Source organism: Nonomuraea sp. NPDC059194 (assembly GCF_042754765.1).
GTDB lineage: Bacteria > Actinomycetota > Actinomycetes > Streptosporangiales > Streptosporangiaceae > Nonomuraea.
The window spans coordinates 110,877-134,990 of sequence record NZ_JBHZBH010000010.1 but is presented as its reverse complement, the minus strand read 5'-3'; the positions used below and the strand labels follow the sequence as shown (position 1 = coordinate 134,990).

The 24,114-nt window shown below is 72.4% G+C and carries 15 protein-coding genes and 1 riboswitch; of the genes, 7 read left to right on the top strand and 8 right to left on the bottom strand.

Features of this window, described 5'->3' with window-relative positions; all coding sequences use genetic code 11:
• Nucleotides 1–4: 4 nt before the first annotated feature.
• The 6 genes from ACFXJ8_RS15735 to ACFXJ8_RS15710 are packed head-to-tail and all read right to left on the bottom strand — an operon-like array spanning nucleotide 5 to nucleotide 15,904.
• Nucleotides 5–5,215, bottom strand: coding sequence for an SDR family NAD(P)-dependent oxidoreductase (locus tag ACFXJ8_RS15735; RefSeq protein WP_379644586.1), 5,211 nt, complete (start codon nucleotides 5,213–5,215; stop codon nucleotides 5–7).
• Nucleotides 5,212–8,637 (bottom strand): amino acid adenylation domain-containing protein, encoded by a 3,426-nt coding sequence (locus ACFXJ8_RS15730; RefSeq protein WP_379644585.1) that lies wholly within the window; start codon nucleotides 8,635–8,637, stop codon nucleotides 5,212–5,214. Before ACFXJ8_RS15730 ends, ACFXJ8_RS15735 begins: the two co-directional genes overlap by 4 nt.
• Nucleotides 8,634–11,771 carry a lantibiotic dehydratase gene (locus tag ACFXJ8_RS15725; RefSeq protein ID WP_379644584.1) on the bottom strand — a complete coding sequence of 1,046 codons (3,138 nt, stop codon included), beginning with the start codon at nucleotides 11,769–11,771 and terminating at the stop codon, nucleotides 8,634–8,636. Before ACFXJ8_RS15725 ends, ACFXJ8_RS15730 begins: the two co-directional genes overlap by 4 nt.
• A complete protein-coding gene (locus ACFXJ8_RS15720) occupies nucleotides 11,768–13,444 on the bottom strand; it encodes a beta-ketoacyl synthase N-terminal-like domain-containing protein (RefSeq protein WP_379644583.1) in 1,677 nt (558 codons plus the stop codon). Before ACFXJ8_RS15720 ends, ACFXJ8_RS15725 begins: the two co-directional genes overlap by 4 nt.
• Nucleotides 13,444–14,823 (bottom strand): DUF6002 family protein, encoded by a 1,380-nt coding sequence (locus ACFXJ8_RS15715; RefSeq protein WP_379644582.1) that lies wholly within the window; start codon nucleotides 14,821–14,823, stop codon nucleotides 13,444–13,446. The genes ACFXJ8_RS15720 and ACFXJ8_RS15715 overlap by 1 nt, the downstream gene beginning before the upstream one ends.
• Before the next feature lie 22 nt (nucleotides 14,824–14,845).
• Nucleotides 14,846–15,904, bottom strand: coding sequence for a hypothetical protein (locus tag ACFXJ8_RS15710; protein ID WP_379644581.1), 1,059 nt, complete (start codon nucleotides 15,902–15,904; stop codon nucleotides 14,846–14,848).
• Between the two features lie 326 nt (nucleotides 15,905–16,230).
• On the opposite strand from ACFXJ8_RS15710, the gene ACFXJ8_RS15705 reads away from it, so the two are divergent.
• The 4 genes from ACFXJ8_RS15705 to ACFXJ8_RS15690 all read left to right on the top strand — a co-directional run bounded on the left by ACFXJ8_RS15705 (nucleotide 16,231) and on the right by ACFXJ8_RS15690 (nucleotide 20,477).
• A complete protein-coding gene (locus tag ACFXJ8_RS15705; RefSeq protein ID WP_379644580.1) occupies nucleotides 16,231–16,446 on the top strand; it encodes a hypothetical protein in 216 nt (71 codons plus the stop codon).
• Between the two features lie 230 nt (nucleotides 16,447–16,676).
• A riboswitch (cyclic di-AMP (ydaO/yuaA leader) is annotated at nucleotides 16,677–16,819 on the top strand.
• A gap of 12 nt (nucleotides 16,820–16,831) precedes the next feature.
• Nucleotides 16,832–17,749, top strand: coding sequence for a D-alanyl-D-alanine carboxypeptidase family protein (locus tag ACFXJ8_RS15700; protein WP_379644579.1), 918 nt, complete (start codon nucleotides 16,832–16,834; stop codon nucleotides 17,747–17,749).
• A 77-nt stretch (nucleotides 17,750–17,826) separates the two neighbouring features.
• Nucleotides 17,827–18,597 (top strand): ABC transporter ATP-binding protein, encoded by a 771-nt coding sequence (locus tag ACFXJ8_RS15695; RefSeq protein ID WP_379644578.1) that lies wholly within the window; start codon nucleotides 17,827–17,829, stop codon nucleotides 18,595–18,597.
• Nucleotides 18,582–20,477: a hypothetical protein gene (locus ACFXJ8_RS15690; protein ID WP_379644577.1), complete on the top strand. Its 1,896-nt coding sequence runs from the start codon at nucleotides 18,582–18,584 to the stop codon at nucleotides 20,475–20,477. The genes ACFXJ8_RS15695 and ACFXJ8_RS15690 overlap by 16 nt, the downstream gene beginning before the upstream one ends.
• 78 nt (nucleotides 20,478–20,555) lie before the next feature.
• Here the strand turns inward: ACFXJ8_RS15690 and ACFXJ8_RS15685 are convergent, their stop codons facing one another.
• Both ACFXJ8_RS15685 and ACFXJ8_RS15680 read right to left on the bottom strand, forming a co-directional pair.
• A complete protein-coding gene (locus tag ACFXJ8_RS15685; protein ID WP_379644576.1) occupies nucleotides 20,556–20,846 on the bottom strand; it encodes a sulfurtransferase TusA family protein in 291 nt (96 codons plus the stop codon).
• Entirely contained in the window at nucleotides 20,843–21,508 is a 666-nt protein-coding gene (locus tag ACFXJ8_RS15680; protein WP_379644575.1) for an ArsR/SmtB family transcription factor, read from the bottom strand. Before ACFXJ8_RS15680 ends, ACFXJ8_RS15685 begins: the two co-directional genes overlap by 4 nt.
• Nucleotides 21,509–21,651: 143 nt before the next feature.
• Between ACFXJ8_RS15680 and ACFXJ8_RS15675 the strand changes: the two genes are divergently transcribed.
• The 3 genes from ACFXJ8_RS15675 (at nucleotide 21,652) to ACFXJ8_RS15665 (ending at nucleotide 24,089) form a co-directional block, all read left to right on the top strand.
• Complete coding sequence (locus tag ACFXJ8_RS15675) at nucleotides 21,652–22,797, top strand: NAD(P)/FAD-dependent oxidoreductase (protein ID WP_379644574.1); 1,146 nt, start codon at nucleotides 21,652–21,654, stop codon at nucleotides 22,795–22,797.
• A gap of 57 nt (nucleotides 22,798–22,854) precedes the next feature.
• Complete coding sequence (locus tag ACFXJ8_RS15670) at nucleotides 22,855–23,568, top strand: ArsR/SmtB family transcription factor (protein ID WP_379644573.1); 714 nt, start codon at nucleotides 22,855–22,857, stop codon at nucleotides 23,566–23,568.
• A 203-nt stretch (nucleotides 23,569–23,771) separates the two neighbouring features.
• Nucleotides 23,772–24,089, top strand: coding sequence for an ArsR/SmtB family transcription factor (locus ACFXJ8_RS15665; protein WP_379644638.1), 318 nt, complete (start codon nucleotides 23,772–23,774; stop codon nucleotides 24,087–24,089).
• The last annotated feature ends 25 nt before the right edge of the window (nucleotides 24,090–24,114 follow it).

The following is a 24,114-nucleotide window of genomic DNA, read 5'->3' as shown; positions in this document are numbered from 1 at the left end:
CTGCCTACCTCCTGGACAGTCTCGGAATGGCGGCGGGGGCCGGCTCGGGCGCTGCCGTGAGCTGTTCGACCCTGGCGGCCATCTGCTCCACGGTGGGCGCCTCGAACAGCGTGCGCATCGGCAGCTTCACCCCGATCGTCGCCCGCACCTGGGCGATGAGCTGGACGGCGACCAGCGAGTTGCCGCCCAGGTCGAAGAAGTCGTCGTCGGCTCCGACGTTGGCCACGCCGAGGACCTCGCCCCAGATCCGGGCCAGCGTGAGAGCGAGCGCGCCCTCGGGCGCCTGGAAGGGGGTGTCGCGCTCGACGGGCTCGGCGGCCGTGGCCGCCTCGACCGGCCGCCGCTCCCGCTCGGCCACCTCGGCCAGCGCCGTCGCGCTGATCACCACCTGCGGCCCGAGACCGGAGGCGAGCACCCGGTGGAAGGCCTCCACCCCCTCGGCGGGGCCGATGCCGGAGCCGGTGGGCGCCGCGGCGCCACCGCCCAGCGCCAGCGCGCCGGGGTCCACGCGACGCAGCGTGAACTCCTCGATCTCGGCCAGCACGTTGCCCGACTCGTCCATGAGAGTGAGGTCCACCGCCACGATCTCCTCGCCGGTGCTGCGGTGGCGCAGATGGCTGTAGAACCGGTCCGGCAGCGGGGCCCTGACGAGCAGCCGGCCGTAGCTCAGCGGCAGGTAGGCGCCGTCGCCCCTGGCGGTGCTGAACGAGGTGGCCACGTCGAGCAGGGCCGGGTGCAGCACCCACTGGTCCTCCTCACCCGGGTGGGTGGCCGTCACCAGCGCCAACTCCTCGCCGTCGCCGCTCCACATCTGCTCGGGCTCGCGCCAGTGCGGACCGAACGTCAGCGCGCTCACCCTCCCCTCACCGGCCGGTACGGCGGGCCGCATCCGGTCGCGCAACCGCGCGGGATCGGCCTTCGCCGCCGTCTCGGGCCGCACCCAAGCGGCGCTGCCCGCGGTGCGTGTCCTGCCGTCGGCCGCGACCTCGAAGCGCCCGTCGCTTCCGATCGAGACGACCACCTCCGAGCGCTCGGGCACCGCCAGCGGCTCGGTGAACACCACGTCGCTCAGCTCGACCGCGTATCCCTCTCCCGGCGCGGGGACGCAGGCGGCGAAGGCCGCCCTGGCGCACTCCAGCTGGGCGGTGGCGGGCAGGACGGGGGTCTGGCCGATCCGGTGCTCGTCGAGCACCCAGTGCGTCCCGGCCGAGATCAGGCCCTTGGCCAGGTGGCCGCTCCTGGTGCGCAGCACCGGATGCTCCAGCGGCTCGGCGGCGGCCTCACCGCGCGCCTCCGCGGCCATGCCGACCTCGCGCCAGGCGCCCCAGTTGAGCGAGAGCACCCGCGGTCCGCGCGCCGACCTGGCGTAGGCGTCAAGGAAGGCGTTGGCGGCGCAGTAGTCGACCTGGCCGAACCCGCCGGTCAGCGAGGTGACCGAGGAGCACAGCGCGACGAAGTCGAGCTCCTGTCCCTCGACGGCCTGCCAGAGCGCGAGCGTGCCCGCGAGCTTGGGCGCCAGGACGGCGCGCGCCTGCTCCAGCTCCTTGACCTCGGCCATGCCGCCGCCGGGCAGCCCGGCCGCGTGCACGACGCCGTCGAGCCCGCCGTACGCGGCGACCACCTCGGCCATGACGGCGCGCAGCCGTACGGGGTCGGTGACGTCGGCGGTCACGATCGTGACCTGCCCGCCCGCCGCCTCGACGCGGCGGATCGCCGCGACCGCCCTGGCGGTACGGCTGTCGCCGGGCCGGTCCCACTCCTCGCGCGGCGGCAGACCGGTCCTGCCCAGCAGCACCAGGCGGGCCTTGAAAAGCGTGCCGAACTCCTCGGCGAGCGTGATGCCGATGCCGCCCACGCCACCGGTGATCAGGTAGCGGCCGCCCTCCCGCAGCCCGGTGACGGGCCCCGCGGGCACCGCGACCGGTTCCACCCGCCGCTGCCAGCGGCGGCCCGCGCGCAGCGCGACGACCTCCTCCTGCGCGGGACGGCGCAGCTCGGCGAGCACATCGACGTCGGGGGTGGCGGCGTCGAGGTCGAGATGACCCACGGTCAGCCCGGCGATCTCCAGCGGCGCCACCCTGGTGATGCCCGCGACGGTCGCGTGCTCCGGCCTGGTCAGGTCGCCGCCGAGCACGTCCTCGGTGCCCTCGGTCAGCACGTCGATCCGCACGCCCTCGGCGGCCTGCGCCGCCGCCAGCGCCTGGACCAGCAGCAGCAGGCTGAACAGGCCGTGTTCCTGCGCGCGATCGGCGGCCTCGACGTCGGTGCCCGCGGGTTCGCCCTCCAGCGCCCACGCGTGCAGCACCCGCGACATCGAATCGGGTGTGTTCAGGGCCGCCACCAGGGCGTCGTAGTCGTCCCGCGAGCCGGGGCGCAGCGTGTAGCCGCCCTCGGCGGGGGCGAACCTCTCGCCCGGACGGACCTCGACCACCTCGGCGCCCGCCGCGCGCAGCGCCGCGCACAGGCGCTCGCCGCGCGGCCCGGCCACGAACGCCACACACCTGTCGAGGCTCTCCCCGGCGGGCGTGGCGGGCACCTGGTGCCAGACCGGCACCTCGAACCAGTCGTCGATCGTCCGCGCGGGCGCCACGGTCGCGACCGCAAGCGCGCCCGCTCCGGGCTCGACGAAGTGCCGCTTGCGCTCGTACGGGTAGCCGGGCAGCGACACCCGCCTGCCCGTGCCGCCGAGCTCGACGGGCACGCCGGCGACCCACAGCCGGGCGGCCGAGCCGTACAGGGTGGGCAGGTCTCCGGTCTTCTCCGACGGGCCTGGCAGGCTGGACATCGGGGCGAGGGCGCCCTCGGCGATCGCCTCGCGCAGCTGCATCCGCGCCAGGCTCGACAGCTGCTTGCCGGGACCGCACTCCAGCAGCGCCCACGACCCCTCGGCGAGCAGGGTCGCCACGCAGTCGCCGAACAGCACGGGCTCGCGCAGGTGCCTGGCCCAGTAGGCGGGGTCGACGGCCTGCTCGGCGGTGATCCACCGCCCTGACACGTTCGACAGGAACGCCGTCTGGGGCGCGCGCCGCGGCACGGCGGCGACCAGGGCGGTGAACTCCTCCAGGATCGGCTCCATCATCACCGAGTGGAAGGCGTGCGAGGTGCGCAGCGGCGTGCAGCGCACGTCGTCGGCGCGCAGCCGCTCGGCGAACGCCTCGACCAGCTCGGAGGGACCGGCCACCACGCAGGTTCCAGGGCCGTTGACCGTGGCGACGGACAGGCCCTCGGGCAGCACGGAGGCGACGAAGGCCGCGTCGCGCTGGACGGCCAGCATCGATCCAGGCGGCATCGACTGCATCAGCCTGCCGCGGGCCGCGACCAGCCGCAGCGCGTCGGGCAGCGAGAAGACGCCCGCCAGGGTGGCGGCGACGTACTCGCCGATGGAGTGGCCGATCATGGCCGAGGGGCGCACGCCCCACTCCTGCCAGAGCGTGGCCAGCGCGTACTCAAGGGTGAACAGCGCGGGCTGGGCCAGGCGGGTCTGGCGCAGCGGCTCGTCGTCCGAGCCGAACATCAGCGGCCTGACGTCCTCGCCCAGCTCGGGCAGCAGCAGTTCGGCGCAGCGGTCGACCGCCGCGGCGAAGACGGGCTCGGCGGCGTACAGCTGCGCCCCCATGCCCGCGTACTGCGCGCCCTGCCCCGAGAAGAGGAAGGCCACGGAGGGCGCGGGGTCGGCGGCCGTACCGGTGTGGCACCGCTTGCGATCGTTCAGGGCGCCGGCGTCGTCGGCCAGGACGGCCAGGCGGTGGGGGTAGGTCTTCCGGCCCGACCGCAGCGTGAACGCCACGTCGGCCAGCGCCAGATCGGGCGCCCGCTCCAGGCGCTCGGCCAGCGCCGACCGCATCGTCTCCAGCGCCTCGGGAGTGCGGGCCGACAGCAGCAGCAGCTCGGGCCGCGGCCGGCGCGACACGGGCTCGGCAGGGGGAGCCTCCTGGAGCACCACGTGCGCGTTGGTGCCGCCGATGCCGAACGAGCTGATCGCCGCCCGCTTCTGCCCCTCCCACTTGGTCAGGCTGGAGACGACGTAGAAGGGGCTGGAGTCGAAGTCGATGGCGGGGTTGGGCCGCTCGTAGTTGATGCTGGGCGGGATCAGCCCGTGCTCCATCGACAGCACGGTCTTGATCAGGCCGACCACTCCCGAGGCCTGGCTGAGGTGACCCAGGTTCGACTTCACCGAGCCGACGCCGCACCAGCCCGTCTCCTCCTGGTCGCGGCCGTAGACCGCGGTCAGGGCGGACAGCTCGATCGGGTCGCCGAGCGCGGTGCCGGTGCCGTGCGCCTCGACGTAGCTGATCGTGCGCGGGTCCACCGCTGCCACGCCGAGCGCCTGGGCGATCACCTCGGCCTGGCCCTGCACGCTCGGCGCGGAGAAGCCGATCTTGCTGGTGCCGTCGTTGTTGATGGCGTTGCCCAGGATGACGGCCCTGATCTGGTCGCCGTCGGCGATGGCGTCGTCGAGCCGCTTCAGCGTCACGACGCCCACGCCGCTGCCCCACATCGTGCCGTCGGCGTCGGCGTCGAAGGGCCGCACGTGGCCGCTGGGGGAGGTGTAGCCGTCCATGGCCGCGTAGCCCCGGTGGTGCGGCAGCTCGACGCAGACGCCGCCGGCCAGCGCCATGTCGCACTCGCCGCCGCGCAACGCCTCGCAGGCCAGGTGGACGGCGACCAGGGAGGTCGAACAGGCCGTGGCCACCGAGAGGCTGGGCCCGCGCAGGTTCAGCCGGTAGGAGACCGTGGTGGCGACGTAGTCGGGGTTGTTGCCCACCGACAGGCCGAGGTCGCCCGCGCCGTTGGCGATCCTGGGGTTGGTCCGCAGGTTCAGCCACTGGTACTGGCTGGGGCCCGCGCCGCCGTACACGCCGATCTCGCCGTCGTAGCGTTCGGGGTCGTAGCCCGCGTCCACCAGCGCCGCGTGCGACTGCTCCAGGAACAGGCGCTGCTGGGGGTCGGCCAGCTCCGCCTCACGGGCGGTCATGCCGAAGAAGGCCGCGTCGAAGTCCTCCATGCCGGGCAGCACGTGCATGGCGGGCACGAAGGACGGGTTGGCGAGCTCCGCCTCCGTCACGCCCTGGGCGAGCTGCTCCTCGCGGGTGAAGACGGTCACCGACTCGACACCGTCGACGAGGTTGCGCCAGAACTGGGACAGGTCGCCGGCCCCCGGCACCCTGGCGCTCATCCCGATGATCGCGATGGGCTCCGCGCCGAACTCTGTCACTGTCGCCCTCTCTTCCTGCGTTGGTCTGTTCGCTGACGGCGGGCCTCGGCCCGCTGGTCGGCCCGGTTGAGAATCGGCCGGCCCGTGTCGCCGTCGAGATGCCCGGCGAGCGCGCGCACGGTCGTGTGCTGGAACAGGTCCACCACCGACAGCCGCCGCCCGGTCAGCTCGGCGAGCCGGTCCTGCACGACGACGAGGGACAGAGAGGTGCCGCCCACGTCGAAGAAGTTGTCCGTGGCGCCCACGGCGTCGCGGCCGAGCACCTCGCGCCAGACGCTCGCCACCAGGTGCTCGGTCGCGGTGGCGGGATTCACAGTGCCGCCGACCGTGACCCTGGCAGGCGCGGGAGCCTGGCTCACCCCCGCCGCCAGAACCGCCAGTCCGGGCACCGGGTGCTCGGCGACCGGCCGTTCCGGGGCCTTGGCCGCCTCCTCCAGCAGCGTGGTGTAGGCCGCCAGCAGAGTGTCGATCCGCTCGGCCGTGAACAGGTCGGGGTTGTAGACGCAGTCGATGGCGTAGCCGCCGTCGCGCTCGACCACGTAGACGGTGAGATCGAACGGCGAGCCCGCAAGGCCCGGCTCGACCCGCTCGGCGGTCACCCCTGGCAGGTCCAGGTGCGGTTCGGGGAAGTTGTAGACGTTGAACAGCACCTGCACCAGCGGCGCCCGGCTCGGATCGCGCGGCAGGGCCAGCGCCTCGACCATGCGCTCCAGCGTCGCCCCAGGCCGGGCCAGCACCGCCAGGAACTCCTCGGCGCACTCGCGCACCCTGGCGGCGAAGCTCTGCTCCCGCTCCATCCGCAGGCGCAGCGGCACCACCTCGACGAAGAAGCCGACCAGGTCGTGGAAGGCGTCGTGCCGCCGGTCGGCGGCCGGGGTGCCGACCACGAGGTCGTCGCGGCCCGTCACGCGGCGCAGGACCTCCCCGAAGGCGGCCAGCAGCACGGTCGGCGCGGTCGTGCCGAGCGTGGCGGCCAGCGCGCGGACCGCCGCGGAGGCCTCGGCGGGCAGCGCCCTGCTCGCCTGGGCGCCCGTGTACGTCTGCACAGGGGGTCGCGGCCGGTCTGCGGGCAGCTCCAGTGTCGCGGGCACGCCGGTCAAGTGGTCCTTCCACCAGGCGAGATCGGCCGCCCCCCGCCGGGCGTCCCTGGCGGCCCGCCACACGGCGTAGTCGGCGAAGCCGGCGGGCGTGGCACCGAGCGCGGGGTCGCGGTAGGCGCGGGCCAGGTCGTCGAGGAAGGGTCGCTGGGACCAGCCGTCGAAGACGGCGTGGTGGAAGGTCAGCGCGAGCACGTGCTCCTGCGGCGCCAGCCGTACCAGCCTGGCCTGCCACAGCGGGCCCTCGGCCAGGTCGAACCGGTGGCCCGCCTCGGCCGCCAGCACCCGCCGCAGCCGCTCCTCCCGCCCGCCGTGGCTCAGGTCGTGGCTGAGGTCCTCGACCGGCAGCGGCACCGCGCTCGGCGGATCCACCTCCACGTACGGCACGCCGCGCGCGTCCGGGATCCGCCAGCGCAGCACCTCGTGCCGGGCGGCGACCGCGGCCAGCGCCCGGCGCAGCGCCTCGACGTCGAGCGGGCCGCGCAGCCGCTCGGCCAGCGCGATGTTGTAGGCCGCGCTGTCCGGCGCGAGCTTGTCCACGAACCACAGCCGGTGCTGGGCAGCCGAGAGCGTGGGCGGGCTGGCCTGGGGGAGCGGGTCGGCCCCCGGCGCGGAGCGCTCGATCGCGGCGACGAGCCCGGCCACCGTACGGCCCGCGAAGACGTCCTCGGCGGCCACGGGCCGGTCGAGCTCCGACCTGATCGCCGACACCAGGCGCATCGCGCTGATGGAGTGGCCGCCCGAGGCGAAGAAGTCGTCGTCCATGCCGACCTTGTCCACGGGAAGGCCGAGCACCCGGGCCCACACCGCCGCCACCTGGCGTTCGAGCACGGTCGCCGGGACCGCGCCCGCGCTCGCGGTCCGTTCTGGCAGGAGGGCGCGCAGCGCCTGGCCGTCGACCTTGCCCGAGGGGAGCAGCGGCAGGCTCGGCAGCAGGACCACCTGGGAGGGGACCATCGCCGCGGGCAGCCGCAGGGCGCAGTGGGCGAGCAGGTCCTCCTCCGAGGAGTCGCCGGGCGCGCAGAAGGCCACCAGCCGCGTTCCGTCGCGGCCCTCGACGGCCTCGACGACGGCGTGCGCCACCCCGGGATGAGCCCGCAGCGCGGTCTCCACCTCGCCGATCTCGACGCGTTGACCCCTGATCTTGACCTGGCGGTCGGTCCTGCCCAGGAACATCAGCTCGCCGTCGTCCTGCCGGACGACCAGGTCGCCGGTGCGGTACAGCCGCTCGCCAGGCTCTCCCCACGGATCGGGCACGAACCGCTCGGCCGTCAGCGCCGGCCTGCCCAGGTAACCCCTGGCCAGTCCGAACCCGCCGATCAGCAGCTCACCGGGCACGCCTGCTCCGACGGGCCGCAGGTCGTCGTCGACGACGTAGGCCCGGTGGCCGTCCAGCGCCCTGCCGATCGGCAGCGGCCGCTCCCAGCGGCCCGCCGCCTCGAACGCGGTCACGCAGACCGTCGCCTCGGTCGGCCCGTAGCAGTTGAGGAACCGGCGGCCGACGGCCGACCAGCGCTCGACCTGCTCGGGGCCCGGCGCCTCGGCTCCCGTGATCACGGTGCGCCAGGCGGGCAGCCCCGCGGGGTCGAGCAGCGGCAGCAGCGCGACGGGCACGCAGCCCCAGGTGACCTCGTGCGCGGCCGCGAACCGCTGCAGCCTGACCGGGTCGGTGCGATCCGCCTCGCCCGCCAGCTGGACCGAGCCACCGGCCGCCAGCGGCACGAGAATGTCCATGACCGAGACGTCGAAGCCCAGGGCGGCGAACCCGAACGACCTGGTGTCCTCGCCCGCGCCGGTGAACCGTCCGAAGGCCAGGGCGTAGGACAGCAGGCTGTGGTGGCTGACCATCACACCCTTGGGACGGCCGGTGGACCCCGAGGTGTAAAGGACGTAGGCCACGTTGCCCGGCCGGGCAGGGCAGTCCAGCTCCGCGCCGGGCGCGTGCCCTGCTGTGGGCACCAGGACGGGGTCGGCGAACATCCCCGCCGTCTCCTCGTCCGCCACCACCACGTCGATGCCCGCGTCGCGGATGATCTCCTCCCTGCGCGCGGCGGGCCCGTCGGGGTCGAGCGGCACGTAGGCGGCACCGGACAGCAGCACGCCGAGCACCCCGGTGACCATGGAAGGCCTGCGGCGCAGGCACACCCCCACGCGGTGCTCGGGCAGCACCCCGCGCGCCCGCAGCTCGGCGGCCAGCGCGCGGGCCGCGCCCGCGAGAGCCGCGAAGGTCAGAGTTTCGTCCCACTGCCGTACGGCAGGCGCCTCGGGACGGCGTGCGGCCTGCTCCAGGATCAGATTGGGCAGGAGAGTGTGCGGCACGTTCATGAGGCCCCCCAGGCCGGTACCGGGTCGGTCGCGTGCAGGCGCAGCTCGGTGAAGTAGCGGCGGCCTTCGGCGTCGGCCAGCCACGCCTGCTCGGGAGCGGGCAGCATCTCGGTCACCACGAGCCGCGCGGACTCGTCGCCCGCGCGGCGCAGCATCGCGCACAGCAGCGAGGCGTACAGCGGGCTGCCCAGGTCCACGTACGTCGGCTTGATCTCGGTGCTCAGCTTGACGAACACCCGCTCGGGCAGCCCCATCGCCTGACGCCAGGCGCGGACCGCCAGGAAGCAGTCGCGCTCGCCCTTGACCGAGGCCAGGCCGGTCGCGCCGACGGTGGTCCGCCAGGTCTGCCTGGCGACCACCATGCGATCGATGGAGATGCGCGGCGTGTGGCCGTGGGCCGCGCCCGTCAGCTTGAAGCCGTCGACCGCGTGCATCGACACCAGCGAGGCGAACATCTCCAGCAGCGGCCACCGCCGCCCGTCGGGAGCCTGCGCCACCAGCTCGCCGTCCTCCTCGAAGACCAGCACGGAGGTCGTCGGCAGCAGCCGGTCGGGGTCGGCGCCGGGCGCGGCGGTCCAGCCGAGCTGCCGGTCCGTCGGGCCGTCCAGGCTGTGCGACACCCTGCCGGTGTAGCGCGGCCAGTCGAGCGGGTAGAGCGGCCGGATCCGGTGCGGACCGAGGTCGGCGGCCATGGCGGCGCGCAGCGACTCGAGGTCGGGGTGGGCGCGGGTGAACACCGCGCAGTCGAAGGTGGGCCAGGCGGCGTGCATTTCGCCGAGCACGACCAGGTAGTCGCCCCTCTCGATGGCCTCCACGCTCTCGGCGCAGATCTGCAGGTCGGGGCTGTGCAGGCGGCCGGAGGACCAGCCGGGCGCGTCGGCGGGGAACGTCTCGGCGACCGCCCGCGCCAGGTCGGCGGAGTCGAAGCGCAGCTCGGCAGGCCCGTCGGCGGGCTGCTCGCCGTCCAGGCCGAACAGGGCGGCCCAGCGTTCGGCGAACTCGCGGGCCACCTCGTCCACCGGGCGCGGACCCGAGCCGAACAGCAGTCCCTGGGCCAGGAACCATACGTCGGCCAGCCGTACCTGAGCTCCTTCCGCGCGCAGCTCCTCGTACAGCTCCCGCAGCGCGGCCCCGTAGGCGCGCGCCAGTGCGGCGGTCAGCCAGCGGGCCGCGCGCAGCAGCAGCGCCAGCGGTTCGGCGAGCTCATCGAGCAGCGGCCCGCCGAAGCGCACGTCCACGTCGCGGACGGTGTCCTCGTAGACCAGGCCGCGTCCCGCGTAGGTCTGTCCCGCTCGGCGCTGGGCGGGCAGCCCGGTGACCGCGGTGAACTCCTCGTCGAGCGCGTCGAGGGCGGCCTTCAGCGCGTCGGCGTCTCCTGCGGCGGCGGCGACCCTGTCCCTGGCGGCGCAGAGCCGGTCGAGCCCGGCGAGGGCGTCGGCCGGGTCGTACGAGGGGTGCTCCGCCGCGATGCCGGTCAGCAGGGCGCGCAGCCGTACCTCGGTGTCCGGCCCCTGGGCCAGGTCGTCGCCCCAGGACAGCAGCTCGCGCTCGTCCAGGCGGTCGAGCAGCAGGAGAGCGTCCGCCGCCGTGCGCACGCCTGCCTGGCCCGCCACCTCGGCGGCGACGGTCGCGGCGGCGCGGCGACCGTCGCACCGGGCCAGCACGGCGGCCTCGGCGGCCGACATCGGCTGGGGCGGGTGGGCGGGACGCAGCAGGTGGCGCCCCTCCAGGGTCAGGTGGGGGCGAAGCGCGACAGGCAGCAGCCGCCGGAACGCGGGATCCTTCGCGAGCCGGTCGGCGTAGGCGCGCACGGCCCAGTCCTCGAAGGCGACCTGCCGCCTGCCGACCAGGCCGGGGCCGACCTCGACGGTGGCGGCGGGCCCGTCCTGCTCGATCCGGGTCCAGGTGACAGGGCCGAAGAAGCCGATCGTCTCGTTCTTGGCGCAGTAGCGCTGCCAGTACTTGGCCACCATCAGCTCGCGGGCGCGCCTGTCCTTGTTGCGCGACTGGCCGGGGCCGCCGCGCACGAGCGCGTCCAGCGTGATCAGCGCGTTGCGGTTCTGCCAGGTGACGGCCTCGCGCAGCAGCGGATCGGCGGCCAGCGCGCTCATGTGCGCCGCGCCGTCGGCCAGCGCCTGGTCGAAGAGCTTGTCGAACCGTTCGGCGTCGGCCCGTCCCGCCAGCAGGTCGTCGGCGGCGGCGGCGCACTCGGGGGCGGAGAACAGGTCGAGGCCCTCGGCGGGGAAGCCGGTGCTGCGCAGGATGGCATCGCGCCACACCGACCAGCCGGTGCTCCCAAGGGGCACCAGGTGCTCGCTCGCAGCTGCCGTTCCCGGGATGCGATCCGTGCCTGCCGTGAGGTCGGCGCCTGCCGTCTCCGGGATGCGGTCCGCGCCCGACTGGAGGTCGGCGTTTGTCGTGAGGCCGGCGCGGATCGTTGCCAGGATGCGGTCCCTGCTGTCGTGCAGGAAGAAGTGACCGCCCGGCTCGACGCGCAGGTCGAAGGCGGCTGCCGTGTACGCCGCCCAGTGCCGCATGGCCTCGGCGGGCGCCGTGGCGTCCTCGCGCCCGGCGAACGCCGTGATCGGCACCGGCAGCGGCTCGTCCTCGTGGTAGCGGTAGGCGTCCAGCCAGCCGAAGTCCGCCCGCAGCGCGGGCAGGACCAGCTCCAGCAGCTCGGGCTCGGACATCAGCTCCGACGGCATGCCGCCGAGCTCGGACAGCCGCGCGAGCAGCGTGTCGTCGTCCACGGCCGACAGACCCTCCAACGGGTCGGCCAGGCCAGGCGGGCGGCAGCCGCCGAGGTAGAGCCTGACCGGCAGCCGCGCGCCGCGCCTGCGCAGCTCGCGCACGAGCTCGAAGCCGAGCCGTCCGCCCATGGAGTGGCCGTAGATGGCGTACGGCCGGTCGGCGCGCTCGGCGACCGCCGTGGCCAGCTCGCCGAGGTCGAAGGCGACGCTGTCCCAGATGCGGCTCTCCCTGCCGGGCAGCACCGCCGCGAGCACCTCGACGTCGGGACCGGCCGCGGCCGACCAGCCGCGGAACGCCGCGGCCCCCGCTCCTGCGTACGGCAGGCAGAACAAGCGCGCGCGAGCGCCGGGCCGCTGATGGGGCGTGCTGAACCAGTTGGTCATGACCGGGCCTCGATCCAGTGGCGCCGACGCTGGAAGGGGTAGGCGGGCAGCGACACGTGGCGCGCGCCGGACGGCTGCGGCCACTCGACATCGTCTCCCGACAGCCACGCGGCCGCCAGCTCCCGCAGCTCGCCAGGCGCTCCCGCATCCTCGGCACTGTCGGCACCGGCGCGCAGCAGCGCGACCGCCTCTTTCGGATCGCGGCAGAGCACCGTCGCCCGGTGCGGGAAGGCTCGCCGTCCTGCCAGCGTGTGGGCGACGTCGTCCAGCCGCGGCGCGGTGTCGGCCTCCAGGTGGTCGGCCAGCCTGACCATCGCCTCGCGTAGCGCCCGCGGCGTGCGCGCCGACACCGGCAGCACGTGCCACTCATCGGGCGAGGGGTCGCCGGGGGCCTCGGCGGGCGCGCTCTCCACGATCACGTGCGCGTTGGTGCCGCCCAGGCCGAAGGAGCTGACCCCGGCCCGGCGCCGCTCCTCGGGGAGCAGGTGGTCGCCCACCGGCACGAAGAACGGCGACGCGGCAAAATCGATCTCCGGATTCGGTGTTTCAAAGTGAAGGTTCCCGGGGACAACCCCATGGCATACGGCGAGCACCGCCTTGATCAGACCGACCGCACCCGCTGCCGCGTCCAGATTGCCGAGGTTTGTCTTCACCGAGCCGAGCGCGCACGAGCCAGGCGCGAGGCCCGGGCCGTACGCGCGCGTGAGAGCGGCCACCTCGATCGCGTCACCGACAGGAGTGCCGCTGCCGTGCGCCTCGACGTAGCCGATGTCCTCGGCGGATAATTCCGCGCTCGCCAGCGCCTCCGCCACGACCGCGGCCTGCCCTTCGAGCCCGGGGGCGGCGAACCCGGCCCTGGCCGCGCCGTCGTTGCCGACCGCCCAGCCGCGAAGGACCGCCAGCACCCGGTCGCCGTCCTGCCGCGCGTCCTCCAGCCGTTTCATCGCCAGGACCGCGACCCCGCTACCGAACGCCGCCCCCCGCCCCTCGGCGTCGAAGGCCCTGCAGCGTCCGTCGGGAGAGACGAGCCCGCCCTCGGTGTGCAGGAAGCGGGGCTCGGTGACACTCACCCCTCCCGCCAGCGCCAGGTCGCACCGGTAGTCGACGAGGCTCTGCGCGGCCATGCAGACCGCGACCAGCGAGCTGGAACAGGCGGTCTGTACGGCAACCGCGGGCCCAGTCAGGCCCAGCCGGTAGGCCACCTGGGCGGGCAGGTAGTCGGCGGCCGAGCCCGGCAGGAGCAGCGACTCCCAGTCGTCGGTCGTCGAGGGGTCGCCGAACTGGCGGAACAGGAAGTAGCGGTTGATGGACGAGCCCGCGAACACCCCGACCACCCCGTCGTAGCCCGCGGGGTCGTGACCGGAGTCCTCCAGCGCCACCCAGGCCTGCTCCAGGAAGAGCCGCTGCTGCGGATCCATCTGCACGGCCTCGGCGTCGGGGACGCCGAAGAACTCGGCGTCGAAGTCGGCCACGCCCGCCAGCCGCCCACCTGCGGGGACGTAGGCGGGATCGCCCGTCAGCCGCTCGCCGATCCCGAGCTCTCGCAGCTCGTCAGGGGTGTAGTCGTGGACGGCGTCCACGCCGTCCAGCAGGTTCCGCCAGAGGGTCGCCACATCGGGCGCGCCGGGGAAGCGCCCGGCCAGCCCGACGACGGCGATCGCGTCGCCGTCCATCAGCCGAGTACCGCCCCTGCGACGTCCTCGACGGTGGCGACGCGGGTGATGGCGTCGTGTTCGAGGGGCCGGTAGTCGGCGGCGGAGTAGCAGCCGGAGCCGTGGACCACGATGTCGCGGCCCTCCTCCACCAGACCCCTGTCGACCGCGTTCAGCACGCCCGTCAGGGCCATCACCAGCGACCACTCCCGCAGCGTCCGCAGGTCGGCGGGCAGCGCGCAGCCCGTCCCCGCCAGCATCTCGCGCAGGTACGGGTAGCGGGCCACGCACTCGGCCAGCGACACCACGATGCCGTCGCCGCCGAACCGGGCGATCAGCTCGTTCATCGCGGGCGAGGTGGCGGGCCTGTGGGTGTAGAAGGTCGGGTCGAGCACCTCGTCGGGGTCGTAGGTGACCTGAGGGAAGCGCGGATCGGCCGACTGCGCGAACATCCCCTGCCCGTCGGCGGTGTAGGCGGGCAGGTTGGCCCGGTCGAAGTCGCCGTGGCGCAGGTTGAGCACCATGTCGGGGGTGCCGAGATGCTGCACGAGCAGGCTGGCGGGGCGGGTCGCGACGTCGGCGAGGCCGTCCTCCTCCAGCACTGCGCGCCCACGGTGGTAGCCGAGCAGGCCGAACGCGCTGGAGACCGCGTGCGCGTGCAGGCGGGGCCGCTCGCCCGCCGGCTCCACCGCGTACTCGAAGAACGCCCTGGCGGTGTCGGCGACCAGGTAGTTGCCGAGCTCCAGTGAGTACCACAGGTTGTCGCCCATGGCCGCGAAGTCGCCGATGTATTTGTCGGCGAACTGCCTGCCGATCGCCTTGACGTCCTCGGCCTGCTGCCCGGTGTAGACCAGGACGGGGTTCAGCTCCCGCAGGACGGGGTCGGTGGACAGGCGGCTGGAGCGCAGCTTGGCCAGGCACGATTCGGGGGCGAGCACGATCACGCGCAGCTGCTCCGGCTCGACCAGGCCGGCGTCGATCGCGCGCAGCACGGCATCACGCAGGGCGGTGCCCTTGTTGGCCGAGGTGGGCGAGAAGATCGTGATCGGCTCGCCGTACCTGCGGATGTACTCCACCGCCCTGGCCACGATGAGCAGGGAGGCGAACGTCTTGGTGGTGCCGGTGCCCGGGTTGCCGGTCAGGTCGAGCAGCGACAGCCGGTGCCCGCCGTACGTGCCGAGGGCCTGCCAGCTCGCGGTGGCGACGGACAGGTAGTCCCGCACTCCCGCGTCCAGCTCGGGCAGCAGGAAGCCGGGGGAGAAGGCGGAGCCGCCCTTGACGGGGGCCGGGTCGTCGACGCAGGCGGCGATCGCGCGGGGCAGCCGGTCGTAGAAGTCGACCAGCAGGTTCGCGCTCGCGCCGGTGGACGGCGTGGATGCGGGCAGGACGGAGTTCGGCATCGTTGACGGACCTCGCTGGGCTTCAGAGAAACGGGGGACGGTCGCGCAGCTGGGCTCTGAGCTGGTGGAGCTGGCCGGTGACCTGGTGGAGCTCGGCGACGGGGAAGTCCGTCGGCAGGTCGAGCTCCGGATGGGTGGGGCCGGTGAACCGGACGCGTTCGCCGTCCACCACGACGCCGTCGCGGATCGCGCATCGCTGGTTGAAGGCGACGGCGTCCTCCAGCGCCAGCCCGTCGGGCAGGCGCAGCTCCAGCCGGGCGCCGGTGAGCCGTACCGGGTAGCCGCCCGGCAGGCCGAGCGGTCCCGGCAGGCTGGTGTGCGTCTCAGCTCCCGACAGCAGGCCCAGCACGAGCGTGGCGGCCGACAGGCCGGTGACGTGGTTGAGCTCGGACCTGTCGGCGGCGCGCTGGGCGGCCAGCAGCTTGCCGACCTCGGTGACGGGCTCGCCCTCCAGCCAGGCCATGGCCTCGTCGGCGTCGCCGTCGTCAGGCTTGTGCAGGTGGACGTGATGGGCGAGCACACGCAGCCGCCGCTGGTCGGGTAGGCCCAGCGCGGCCTGGAGGCTGGCGGCCAGCAGCCCGACGTTGCCGACTCCGCACAGCACGGGCACCCCCATGGCCGCGAGGACCGGGTTGACCGCGTCGGGGAAGCAGGCGTTCACGAACCAGGCGGCCGGCCGTACCGCGGCCAGCGCCCTGCCCGCGCACAGGGCCAGCTCGGCCTGGAAGGGCAGGGTCAGCCCGAACCCGGCGTGCCGTACCAGAGAGGTCCAGGCGGAGGGGGCGGTCGTGCGCTCCCACGGGGACTGACTGGAGGCGGCCAGGAAGAGACCGACAGGGGAGAGCCGGGACAGCAGGTCGGCCAGGGCGTCGTCACTGGACAGGTCCGCCGTCCGCGCGTGGAAGGCCACCGGCGCGTCCGCCAACGCGGCGCGCGCGGCGCCCACGTAGCACACTTCGGCGGCCCGCTCCTGGGTGCGGCCCACGACGACGACGTCGAGGGGGGTGCGGGTGATGGTGGCCAGGGCGTAACACAGGCCACGGGCGAGCCCGCCGGTGCCGATGACGACAAGGGTGGGCACGCCTCGCACTGAAGGGGTGGTCCTCGTCAGAACGGCGCGCTCCTCGAACAACGGCTGAGGGTGTCAACGGTTGCGTGTTCGTCCGCTTGGGGTTCCAAGCGGTGATCATTCTGGACACCCGGTCATGCACCTGTCAACGAGGACAAGTCCCTATTTATGGGGGTTTTTCGCAACTATTTGGGGTCATCCCAAAACCCAAGAAAGCGGCAGAGAGAGTGGGGTTTTGAACCCCGCCGCAGGTCGCGCCCACGGGGGTTCCGCAGGGTGGTTGACCTGTGACTTTGTGGCATGAGCGGCGCTGATCGCCGCAATGGCACAATGCGGGCATGCGATGCACCCAGTGTGACGGCGCGGACCTCGAGCCGGGCTTCGTCGAGGATGCCGGCGAGCATTCTCAAGGGTACGCGCGCTGGATCAGGGGCCCCCTGGAGCGCGGGCTGTTCGGCGGCGCCAGGCGGCTGGGGAAGACCCGCTGGATCATCGACGCCTACCGTTGTGTCGGCTGCTCGCACCTCGAACTGTTCGCCCGCCCGAAAGACTGAACCGGCGCTGAGCGAGCGCATGGTCCGCGGTCGGCGGATCGGGTGCGCGTCGACCTGGGCCCCGCGAGCCCGAGGGCCTGTCCGCGGTGTGATCCAACACGGCTGCCCCCATGGTTATTTGCCTCTTTTGTACCGTTTAGCTACCTTTGGGGAGTTGTGTAGCGACTGGTCGACACGTTCGTTGCCATCGCATTGCCCGGACCGCGCGTCTCCTGAGGTTCCCCCAGGACGACGCTCGGCCGCCGAATCCGTCTCCACGGAACCGGGGACCCACTTCCCTTGGGGTGAATCGGACGCCAGCTCAGCTGCGTCCGTAGGGCACTTCCCAGCCCGAACCCGTCAGCTAACCCGGTAGGCGGCATGGAAGCAAGGAGCAAACCCCTTCATGCCCACCCACCTCAAGAACCGGCTGAGCCACGCGCTGCTCGGCGTCGCCATCGCCGCAGGCGCCGTGACCGCCGTTGGCACTCCGGCGCTGGCCGGCACTCAGGCCGGCTCCGTCGTCTCATCGGCCCCCAGCGCCCACGTCGCGGACATCTCCGCCGACGCCCCCGTCGTGCGCGGCCGAGCGGCCCACGTGATCGACGCCAAGACCGGCAAGGTCTACTTCAGCAAGAAGGCCGACCTTCGCGTCCCCGTGGCCAGTATCACGAAGGTCATGACCGCCTACACGGTGCTGAAGGAGGCCAAGCCGACGGACGTGGTCGAGGTCACCGCGGCCGATGTGCGTTACGCGTCGAAGGGCGGGGCCTCGGTGGCGTACCTGCGCGCCGGTGACCGGCTCACCGTGGAGAACCTGCTGTACGCGCTGCTGCTGCCCTCCGGCGCGGACGCCGCCCACGCGCTCGCCCGCACGTACGGCCACGGCGTCGACGCGTTCGTGGCGAAGATGAACGCCAACGCCCGCGCGCTCGGCATGAAGGACACGCTGTACGTCAACGCCGACGGGATGCCCGCCAAGGGCGGCGGCTACTCCACCGCGGGTGACCAGGTACGGCTCGCGCAGGCGGCGCTGGACAACGAGGTGATCAAGAAGGTCGCCTCCACCCGGTTCCGTTCCGTCCCCGAGACGGCGGAGCACCGGGCCTACTCCTGGCGGAACACGAACCGCCTCCTCCGCACGGATGGCGCCATCGGCCTGAAGACCGGTTTCACGCGCGCCGCCGGCTACACCCTCGCCTTCGCCGCCGATCGTGACGGACATCGGCTGGTAGGCGTGCTTCTCGGAGAGTCCAGCTCCAGCAGCCGCTTCCAGACCGCTGGGGCGCTCCTCGACTGGGCGGCGACCAACAGCCGGCTCTGACAGGCGACCATTTCCACCAGGAAGCGCGCCCGCTATGGTGGCAAAAGTGATCACCCCCCACCCGAGGGAGGAATCCTTTGCCACCATCGCGGGACGGGACGGCACTCCACCTGAACGGCCTCGCCAAGGCGTTCGGGGAGAAGATCGCCGTCGATCACGTCGACCTGGACGTACCCAGGGGTTCCTTCTTCGGGCTCGTCGGCCCCAACGGCGCCGGCAAGACCACCACCCTGTCGATGGCCGTCGGCCTGCTCAAACCGGACGGCGGCAGCTCGTCGATCTTCGGCGTCGACGTGTGGACCGACCCGTCGCAGGCCAAGAAGTTGATCGGCGTGCTGCCGGACGGGCTGTCGATGCCAGAGCGCCTCACCGGGCGCGAGCTGCTGCGTTTCACCGGCCTCTTACGCGGGATGGACCGCAAGGACGTCGAGCGCCGCGCGGGCGAACTCCTGGAGGTCCTCGAACTCGACCAGGCCGAGCGCACGCTGGTGATGGAGTACTCCACCGGCATGCGCAAGAAGATCGGCCTCGCCTCCGCCCTTCTGCACGCCCCCAAACTCCTCGTCCTGGACGAGCCTCTCGAAGCGGTTGACCCCGTCTCGGCCGCCACCATCAAGGTCATCCTCCGGCGTTTCGTCGAGGGCGGCGGCTCCGTCGTCTTCTCCAGCCACGTCATGGCCGTTGTCGAGCAGCTCTGCGACCGCGTCGCCGTCATCGCCGCCGGAAAGGTCGTCGCCTCCGGCACGCTCGAGGCCGTCCGCGACGGCTCCAGTCTGGAGGACCGCTTCGTCAGCCTGGTCGGCGGCCAGGTGCCCGAGGTGGGTGACCTGGCGTGGTTGTCCTCCTGATCCGGATGAAGCTGGTCGTCCTGCGCCACTCCATGACCGGTCAGCGCGCCACCGAGATGATCAGTGGTGGCCTGTTCGGGCTCGTCCTGGCGGCGGGCACGATGCTGCTGGCGATCTGGGACTTTCCCGTCGCCTCGCTACCCTTCGACCTGCTCGGCGCCGTCTTCGCCCTGTGGACCGCCGGGTGGTTGCTCGGCCCCGTCCTGTTCGGCGGCGGCGACGAGACGCTCCGTCCCGAGCATTTCACCCTGCTGCCGGTCAAGCCGCGCCGCCTGGCCTCCGGGCTCCTCGGTGCCGCGTTCGCGGGCCTCGCCCCGTTGGTCACGATCGCCGCCTTCGCCGCGCTCGTCGTGGTCGCGGCGACGGCCGGGCTCGGCTCGGGCGCCGTCGTCGTGGGCGTCGTCGCGGCCGTGCTGCAACTGGTGTTCTGCGTCCTGGCCTCGAAGCTCGGCACCGCGGCGCTCGCCCAGATCATGCGTTCCAAGGGCGGCGCCGCCCTGGCCGCGCTCATCAGCGCCGGCATCCTGGCCGTGCTCAACTCCGGTTGGGTGCTGGTGCCGCTGGTCGAGGTCGCGCTGCTGACCGGCTTCCCCGAGCTGTTCTCCGCCTGGGTGCACGCGCTGCCCTCCGGGTGGGGGCTGGTCGCCGTCGAGGCGGCCGGCGGGGGCGACTGGCTCACGGTGGCCGCCTCGCTGGGCGGCCTCGCCGTACTCAGCCTGCTGTCGTTACTTGGCTGGGCCGCGCTGCTGCGGCGGCGGATGACCACGCGCCGCGCCAGCGGCAGGCCCGCGCGCCCGGGCTCCGGCGGATGGGCGGGCGGCCCGGTCACCGCGGTGGCCGCCAAGGAGTTGCGCACCTGGACGCGCGACCTGCTGCGCTTCCACTACCTGTGCTTCGCGCTCTGCTACGCCCTGGCCTTCTGCATGCTGCCGCTGGCCATCGGCACCGACATCTTCCTGCCCTGGACCGGGCTGGTGTTCGCCGTGTGGGCGGCCGCCATGTCGGCCAACCTCTACGGCGAGGACGGCACCGCGCTCTGGGGCACGATGATGATCCCCGGCGGGGCGCGCAACGACGTGCGCGGGCGCCAGCTCGGCTGGCTGCTCGTCGCCGCGCCGCTCACCCTGGTCCTGACGGCCTGCTCGCTGGCCTACACCGGCTCCTGGGAGCTGTGGCCGTGGCCGGCCGCGCTGGTGCCCGCCCTGCTGGGCGGCGGCGCGGGTGTGACGGTGCTGGTCTCGGTGCTGCGCCCGGTCCCGATGACCGACCCGCACAAGCGCGGCGGCAACCTTCTGGAGAACGGCACCGACTTCACGCAGGTCCTGCTCGTGCTGGTCCTCGTCGCGGCCACCGCCGCGCCCGCCTTCTTCGCCGTACGGCTCGGCCCGGTGTGGGCCGGTCCCGTGGTGGGGGTGCTCACCGGTGGCGGGCTCGCCTGGCTGCTGGGCCGCATCGCCGCCGACCGGCTCGACGCCCAGGCACCCGCCGTGCTCCACCGGATGCGTTCGGGCGCGCTGCGCAAGGAGAAGGCTGCCTTCGCTTGGGACCGGCTCAACCCGCAGCTCGGCGACGTCGACCTCGGCCTGGAGATGGGCCTGGACACCGCGCCCAGGGGCCGCAGGATCTACGTGCTTACCGCGCTGACCCTGTGCTGGGTGCCGCTCGTGGCCCAGGGCGTCGTTCCCGCACTGATGTTGGCCACGGGTACGGTCAACCCGTCATGGTTCCTGGCCCTGCACCTGCCCCTTCCTCTGCGGTGGCCCACGATCTGGGCCATGATCGGGATCGGCGCCGCGCTGGGGCTGAGCGGGCTGTATCTGCTGCTGAAGTCCCGCTCCGAGGCCCAGCGGACCTGCGAGCCAACCCAGGCAGGCGAGTGAGATCCGACCGGCTCTGCCCGCCGCGTCGTCGGCGACCGGTAGCCTCCGCCCGGCCGTTCCCGCGAACCGAGCGTAACTTCAGGTAGGCGGCCGCCGTCTCCGCCACGGCGCATGGGCTTCGGTCGAGAGGGCGCCCGCTTCGACGCGGATCGCGTAGGTGGGCTGGTCGCTCGGGACCGGGCCGAGATAGGTGTGTCCGGTCAGGTGGCACCAGGCGGCGAGGTCCAGGGGTGCGGCCGGATCGTGCGCGATCAGGTGCACCGCATCGCCGGGATTGAGGGCGCTGACATGACGCCGTAGCTCCATCAGGAGCACCACGCAGGAACGACGGCCCCCGTCCAGGACGCTGACGGTGGGGCCGTCGTTCACTGGTCGCTGGTTTCCACGGGCAGGCCGTCGACCTGCCATTCGAGCATCCCTTCAGTCAGCCGCCGGGCCTGCAGCCCGTTGCTGGTCAGGAGGCGGACCGCCTCCGGCGCGAACACACAATAGGCGCCCCGGCAATACGCCACGATCTCCGCGTCGGCTGGGAGTTCGTTGAGGCGACCGGGCAGCTCGTCTATCGGGATGCAGACCGATCCCGGGATGTGCCCCGCGTCGTACTCCTCCTTGGGGCGCACGTCGAGAATGGTGACGTTGCCGGATGCCGCCCGCTCGAGCAGCTCGTCACGCGTGACCTCTTCCGTGTGCTCTCCCAGATAGGCCGCTACGGCCGCCTGCACGTCAGCCAGATGAGTGGCCGCGACGTTTCGCAGTCGGGCGTAGAGCTCGACGACGTCGCCGCCCGCCAGGCTGTAGAGAACCCGCGTGCCGTCGCGCCGGGTGGAGACGAGCCCTCCGTGCTTCAGCGTCTGAAGGTGGGCGGACGTGCTGGTGACGCCAAGGCCGGCGGTCTGGGCCAGAACCTCGACGCTTCTCTCTCCCTGAGCCAGCAGGTCAAGCAGCTCCAGGCGCTTCCCATGACCAAGAGCCTTACCAACTCGGGCGATTTGGTCGAAAAGGGAGGCTTTCCTGCTGGGGTCTCCCACCATATAATCCTCCAAGGAGCAATGGATTAATGGATCCATGGAGGATTGTAGCGTTCTCACAGCTCTGTGTCCTCGTCTTTCTATGTCGCACCAACGTGCTCGTGCAGCCAAGAGACCAACGTCCGAGTTGACGGGAGCTCTGCACCATGGCAAAGACAGTTATCGTCCTAGGGGCTGGAGTCGGCGGGCTCAACGTCGCCAGTCAGCTCCGTGATCGACTCCCCGGATCAGACAAGGTCGTTCTCATCGACCAGTCCTTCGAGAGCGTCCTCGGCTTATCGCTTCTGTGGGTGCTGAGAGGGTGGCGCACAGCGGCCGACATCACGGTACGCCCCAGCCAGGACGCGCTGCCGGGGGTCGAGATGGTCAAGGCGAGGGTCAGGTTGATCGAGCCGGACCGTCGAAAGGTCGTCACCGACGCGGGAGAGTTCTCCTGCGACGCCCTGGTGATCGCGCTCGGCGCCGATCTAGCGCCCACCATGGTCCCGGGTCTGGCGGAAGCGCTCGAAGCCGGGCAGGCGGGGGAGTTCTACACGCTGGAGGGCTCGGCCCGGCTGCACGACAGCGTGCGGCGATTCGACGGCGGGCGCCTGGCCGTACTCGTGGCCGGTGTGCCCTTCAAATGTCCGGCGGCGCCTTTCGAGGGGGCCTTGCTGCTCGCTGATCTGTTGCGGGAAACCGGCGCCCGGGACAACGTCTCGATCGACACCTACACACCTGACCCGCTGCCGATGCCCGTCGCGGGGCCGGCCGTCGGCCAGGCGCTCGTCGACATGCTGACGGCGTACGGCATCGGCTTCCACGGGCAGCGGGCTGTCGAGCGGGTCGACGGCGGGGCGGGCGAGCTTCACTTCGCCGACGGGAGCCGGGAGAGCTTCGACCTCCTGGCTGTCGTGCCACCGCACCGGCCGCCCGCTGCGGTGAGAGGGTGGATCCCCGTGGACGCCCGGACGTTCACCACCACCTCGAGCGGTGTATGGGCGTTGGGCGATGTGACGGTGCTGACCCTGCCCAACGGCAAGCCGCTTCCCAAGGCCGCCGTGTTCGCCGAGGGAGCCGCGGACGTCGTCACCAACGGGGTGCTTCGTCACCTCGGCTACGAAGCACCCGAGCCATGGTTCGAAGGCCACGGCTCCTGCTATATCGAACTCGGGGACCACCTGGCCGCCAAGGGAGAGGGACAATTCCTCGCCGTGCCCGCGCCCACCGTGACCCTCTACGAACCTTCGGCCCGGTTCCACGAGGAAAAGACCGCCCAGGAGACCGATTGGCTCAAGCGCTGGAATGCATAGCGGTGCACGACTCCACACTCGATGCGAAAAGGCACGGTAGTGATGCCCTCTGACAATGTGACCACGGTGCTCGCAGAGTTCGCCCGCGTGGCGAAGGCCCTGGCTAATCCTGTCCGGCTTCACTTGCTCGACCTGCTGTCGCAGGCCGAACGCAGCGTCGAGGATCTGGCCGGCGCGGCGAAGGTACCCATCGGCAACACATCCGCGCAGCTCAAGGTGCTGCGTGACGCCGGGCTCGTGTGCAGCCGGAGGGAGGGCACGCGCATCTACTACCGGTTGGCGGGAGAAGACGTCGCCCTTCTGTACGTGAACCTGCGGAAGGTCTCGAGGAAGCGCACGCTGGAGCCGGAGGCCACTCGCATGACCGCCCTGCGCGCGGTCCCCGCGGATCCGGTCATCACCAGAGAGGAACTTCTCCGGAGGCGGGGTGACGGAAGGACGATGCTCATCGACGTACGGCCCGCTGTCGAGTACGTCTCCGCCCACATCCCTGGAGCGGTCTCGATCCCACTCGAAGAACTACGCGTCAGGATGGAGGAGATCCCGGTCGGGGTCGAGGTGGTCGCCTACTGTCGCAGCGCGCACTGTCTTCTGGCCACCGAGGCCGTCTGGCTGCTCAAGGCGCACGGGCGCTGCGCCCGGCCCCTGGAGGAGGGAATGCTGGAATGGAGGCTGCATCGCCTGCCGGTCGAAGCTGGTCGGTCCGTCGTGCGGCGGCCGCGTCCCCTGCGACCTCGTGAATATGCCAGGTCAATGGCGCCCGGAGGATAACGACAGTTGACGCTAACGCAAGGAGCTGCCTACGCTCAGGGGGTTGGGCTGTACCGGCATCAGGATTGATGCCGGTTGGCGGCTGCGAGGTGCATCGTGGTGAGACACCCGCGGGCGGTCGGATCTCCGGCGACCTCCTCCTTCAGTGGGCCGTCCGTCGCCCGCTGGCTAGGATCGGCACCATGAGCGGAGACTTGGACGAGGTGCTGCGCGCGATCGCCGAGCCGCGGCGGCGTGCCATCCTGCGTCTTGTCGCCACCGAGGAGCTCCCCGCCGGCCGTATCGCGGAGCACTTCGACGTGACGCGGTCGGCCGTCTCTCAGCACCTGCAGGTGCTGAAGGATGCTGGGCTGATCATCGAACGGCGTGACGGCACCAAGCGGATCTACCGCGCCAGCGAGGACGCCCTCGGCCAGCTGCGTGATGTGGTCGAGTCGTTGTGGCAGGAAAGCATGATGAAGGCTCGCGCATCCGTTGAGGGCACCGATACGGAAGCGCGCGATGAGACGGCGGTCGGCTGAGCGATCTGGCAGACTTGTGCGCGTC

Coding starts and splice junctions, on each gene's coding strand:
- ACFXJ8_RS15730 (WP_379644585.1), bottom strand. CDS start 8,637: ATGAACGTGCCGCACACTCTCCTGCCCAATCTGATCCTGGAGCAGGCC.
- ACFXJ8_RS15725 (WP_379644584.1), bottom strand. CDS start 11,771: ATGACCAACTGGTTCAGCACGCCCCATCAGCGGCCCGGCGCTCGCGCG.
- ACFXJ8_RS15720 (WP_379644583.1), bottom strand. CDS start 13,444: ATGGACGGCGACGCGATCGCCGTCGTCGGGCTGGCCGGGCGCTTCCCC.
- ACFXJ8_RS15715 (WP_379644582.1), bottom strand. CDS start 14,823: ATGCCGAACTCCGTCCTGCCCGCATCCACGCCGTCCACCGGCGCGAGC.
- ACFXJ8_RS15705 (WP_379644580.1), top strand. CDS start 16,231: ATGCGATGCACCCAGTGTGACGGCGCGGACCTCGAGCCGGGCTTCGTC.
- ACFXJ8_RS15700 (WP_379644579.1), top strand. CDS start 16,832: ATGCCCACCCACCTCAAGAACCGGCTGAGCCACGCGCTGCTCGGCGTC.
- ACFXJ8_RS15680 (WP_379644575.1), bottom strand. CDS start 21,508: ATGGTGGGAGACCCCAGCAGGAAAGCCTCCCTTTTCGACCAAATCGCC.
- ACFXJ8_RS15675 (WP_379644574.1), top strand. CDS start 21,652: ATGGCAAAGACAGTTATCGTCCTAGGGGCTGGAGTCGGCGGGCTCAAC.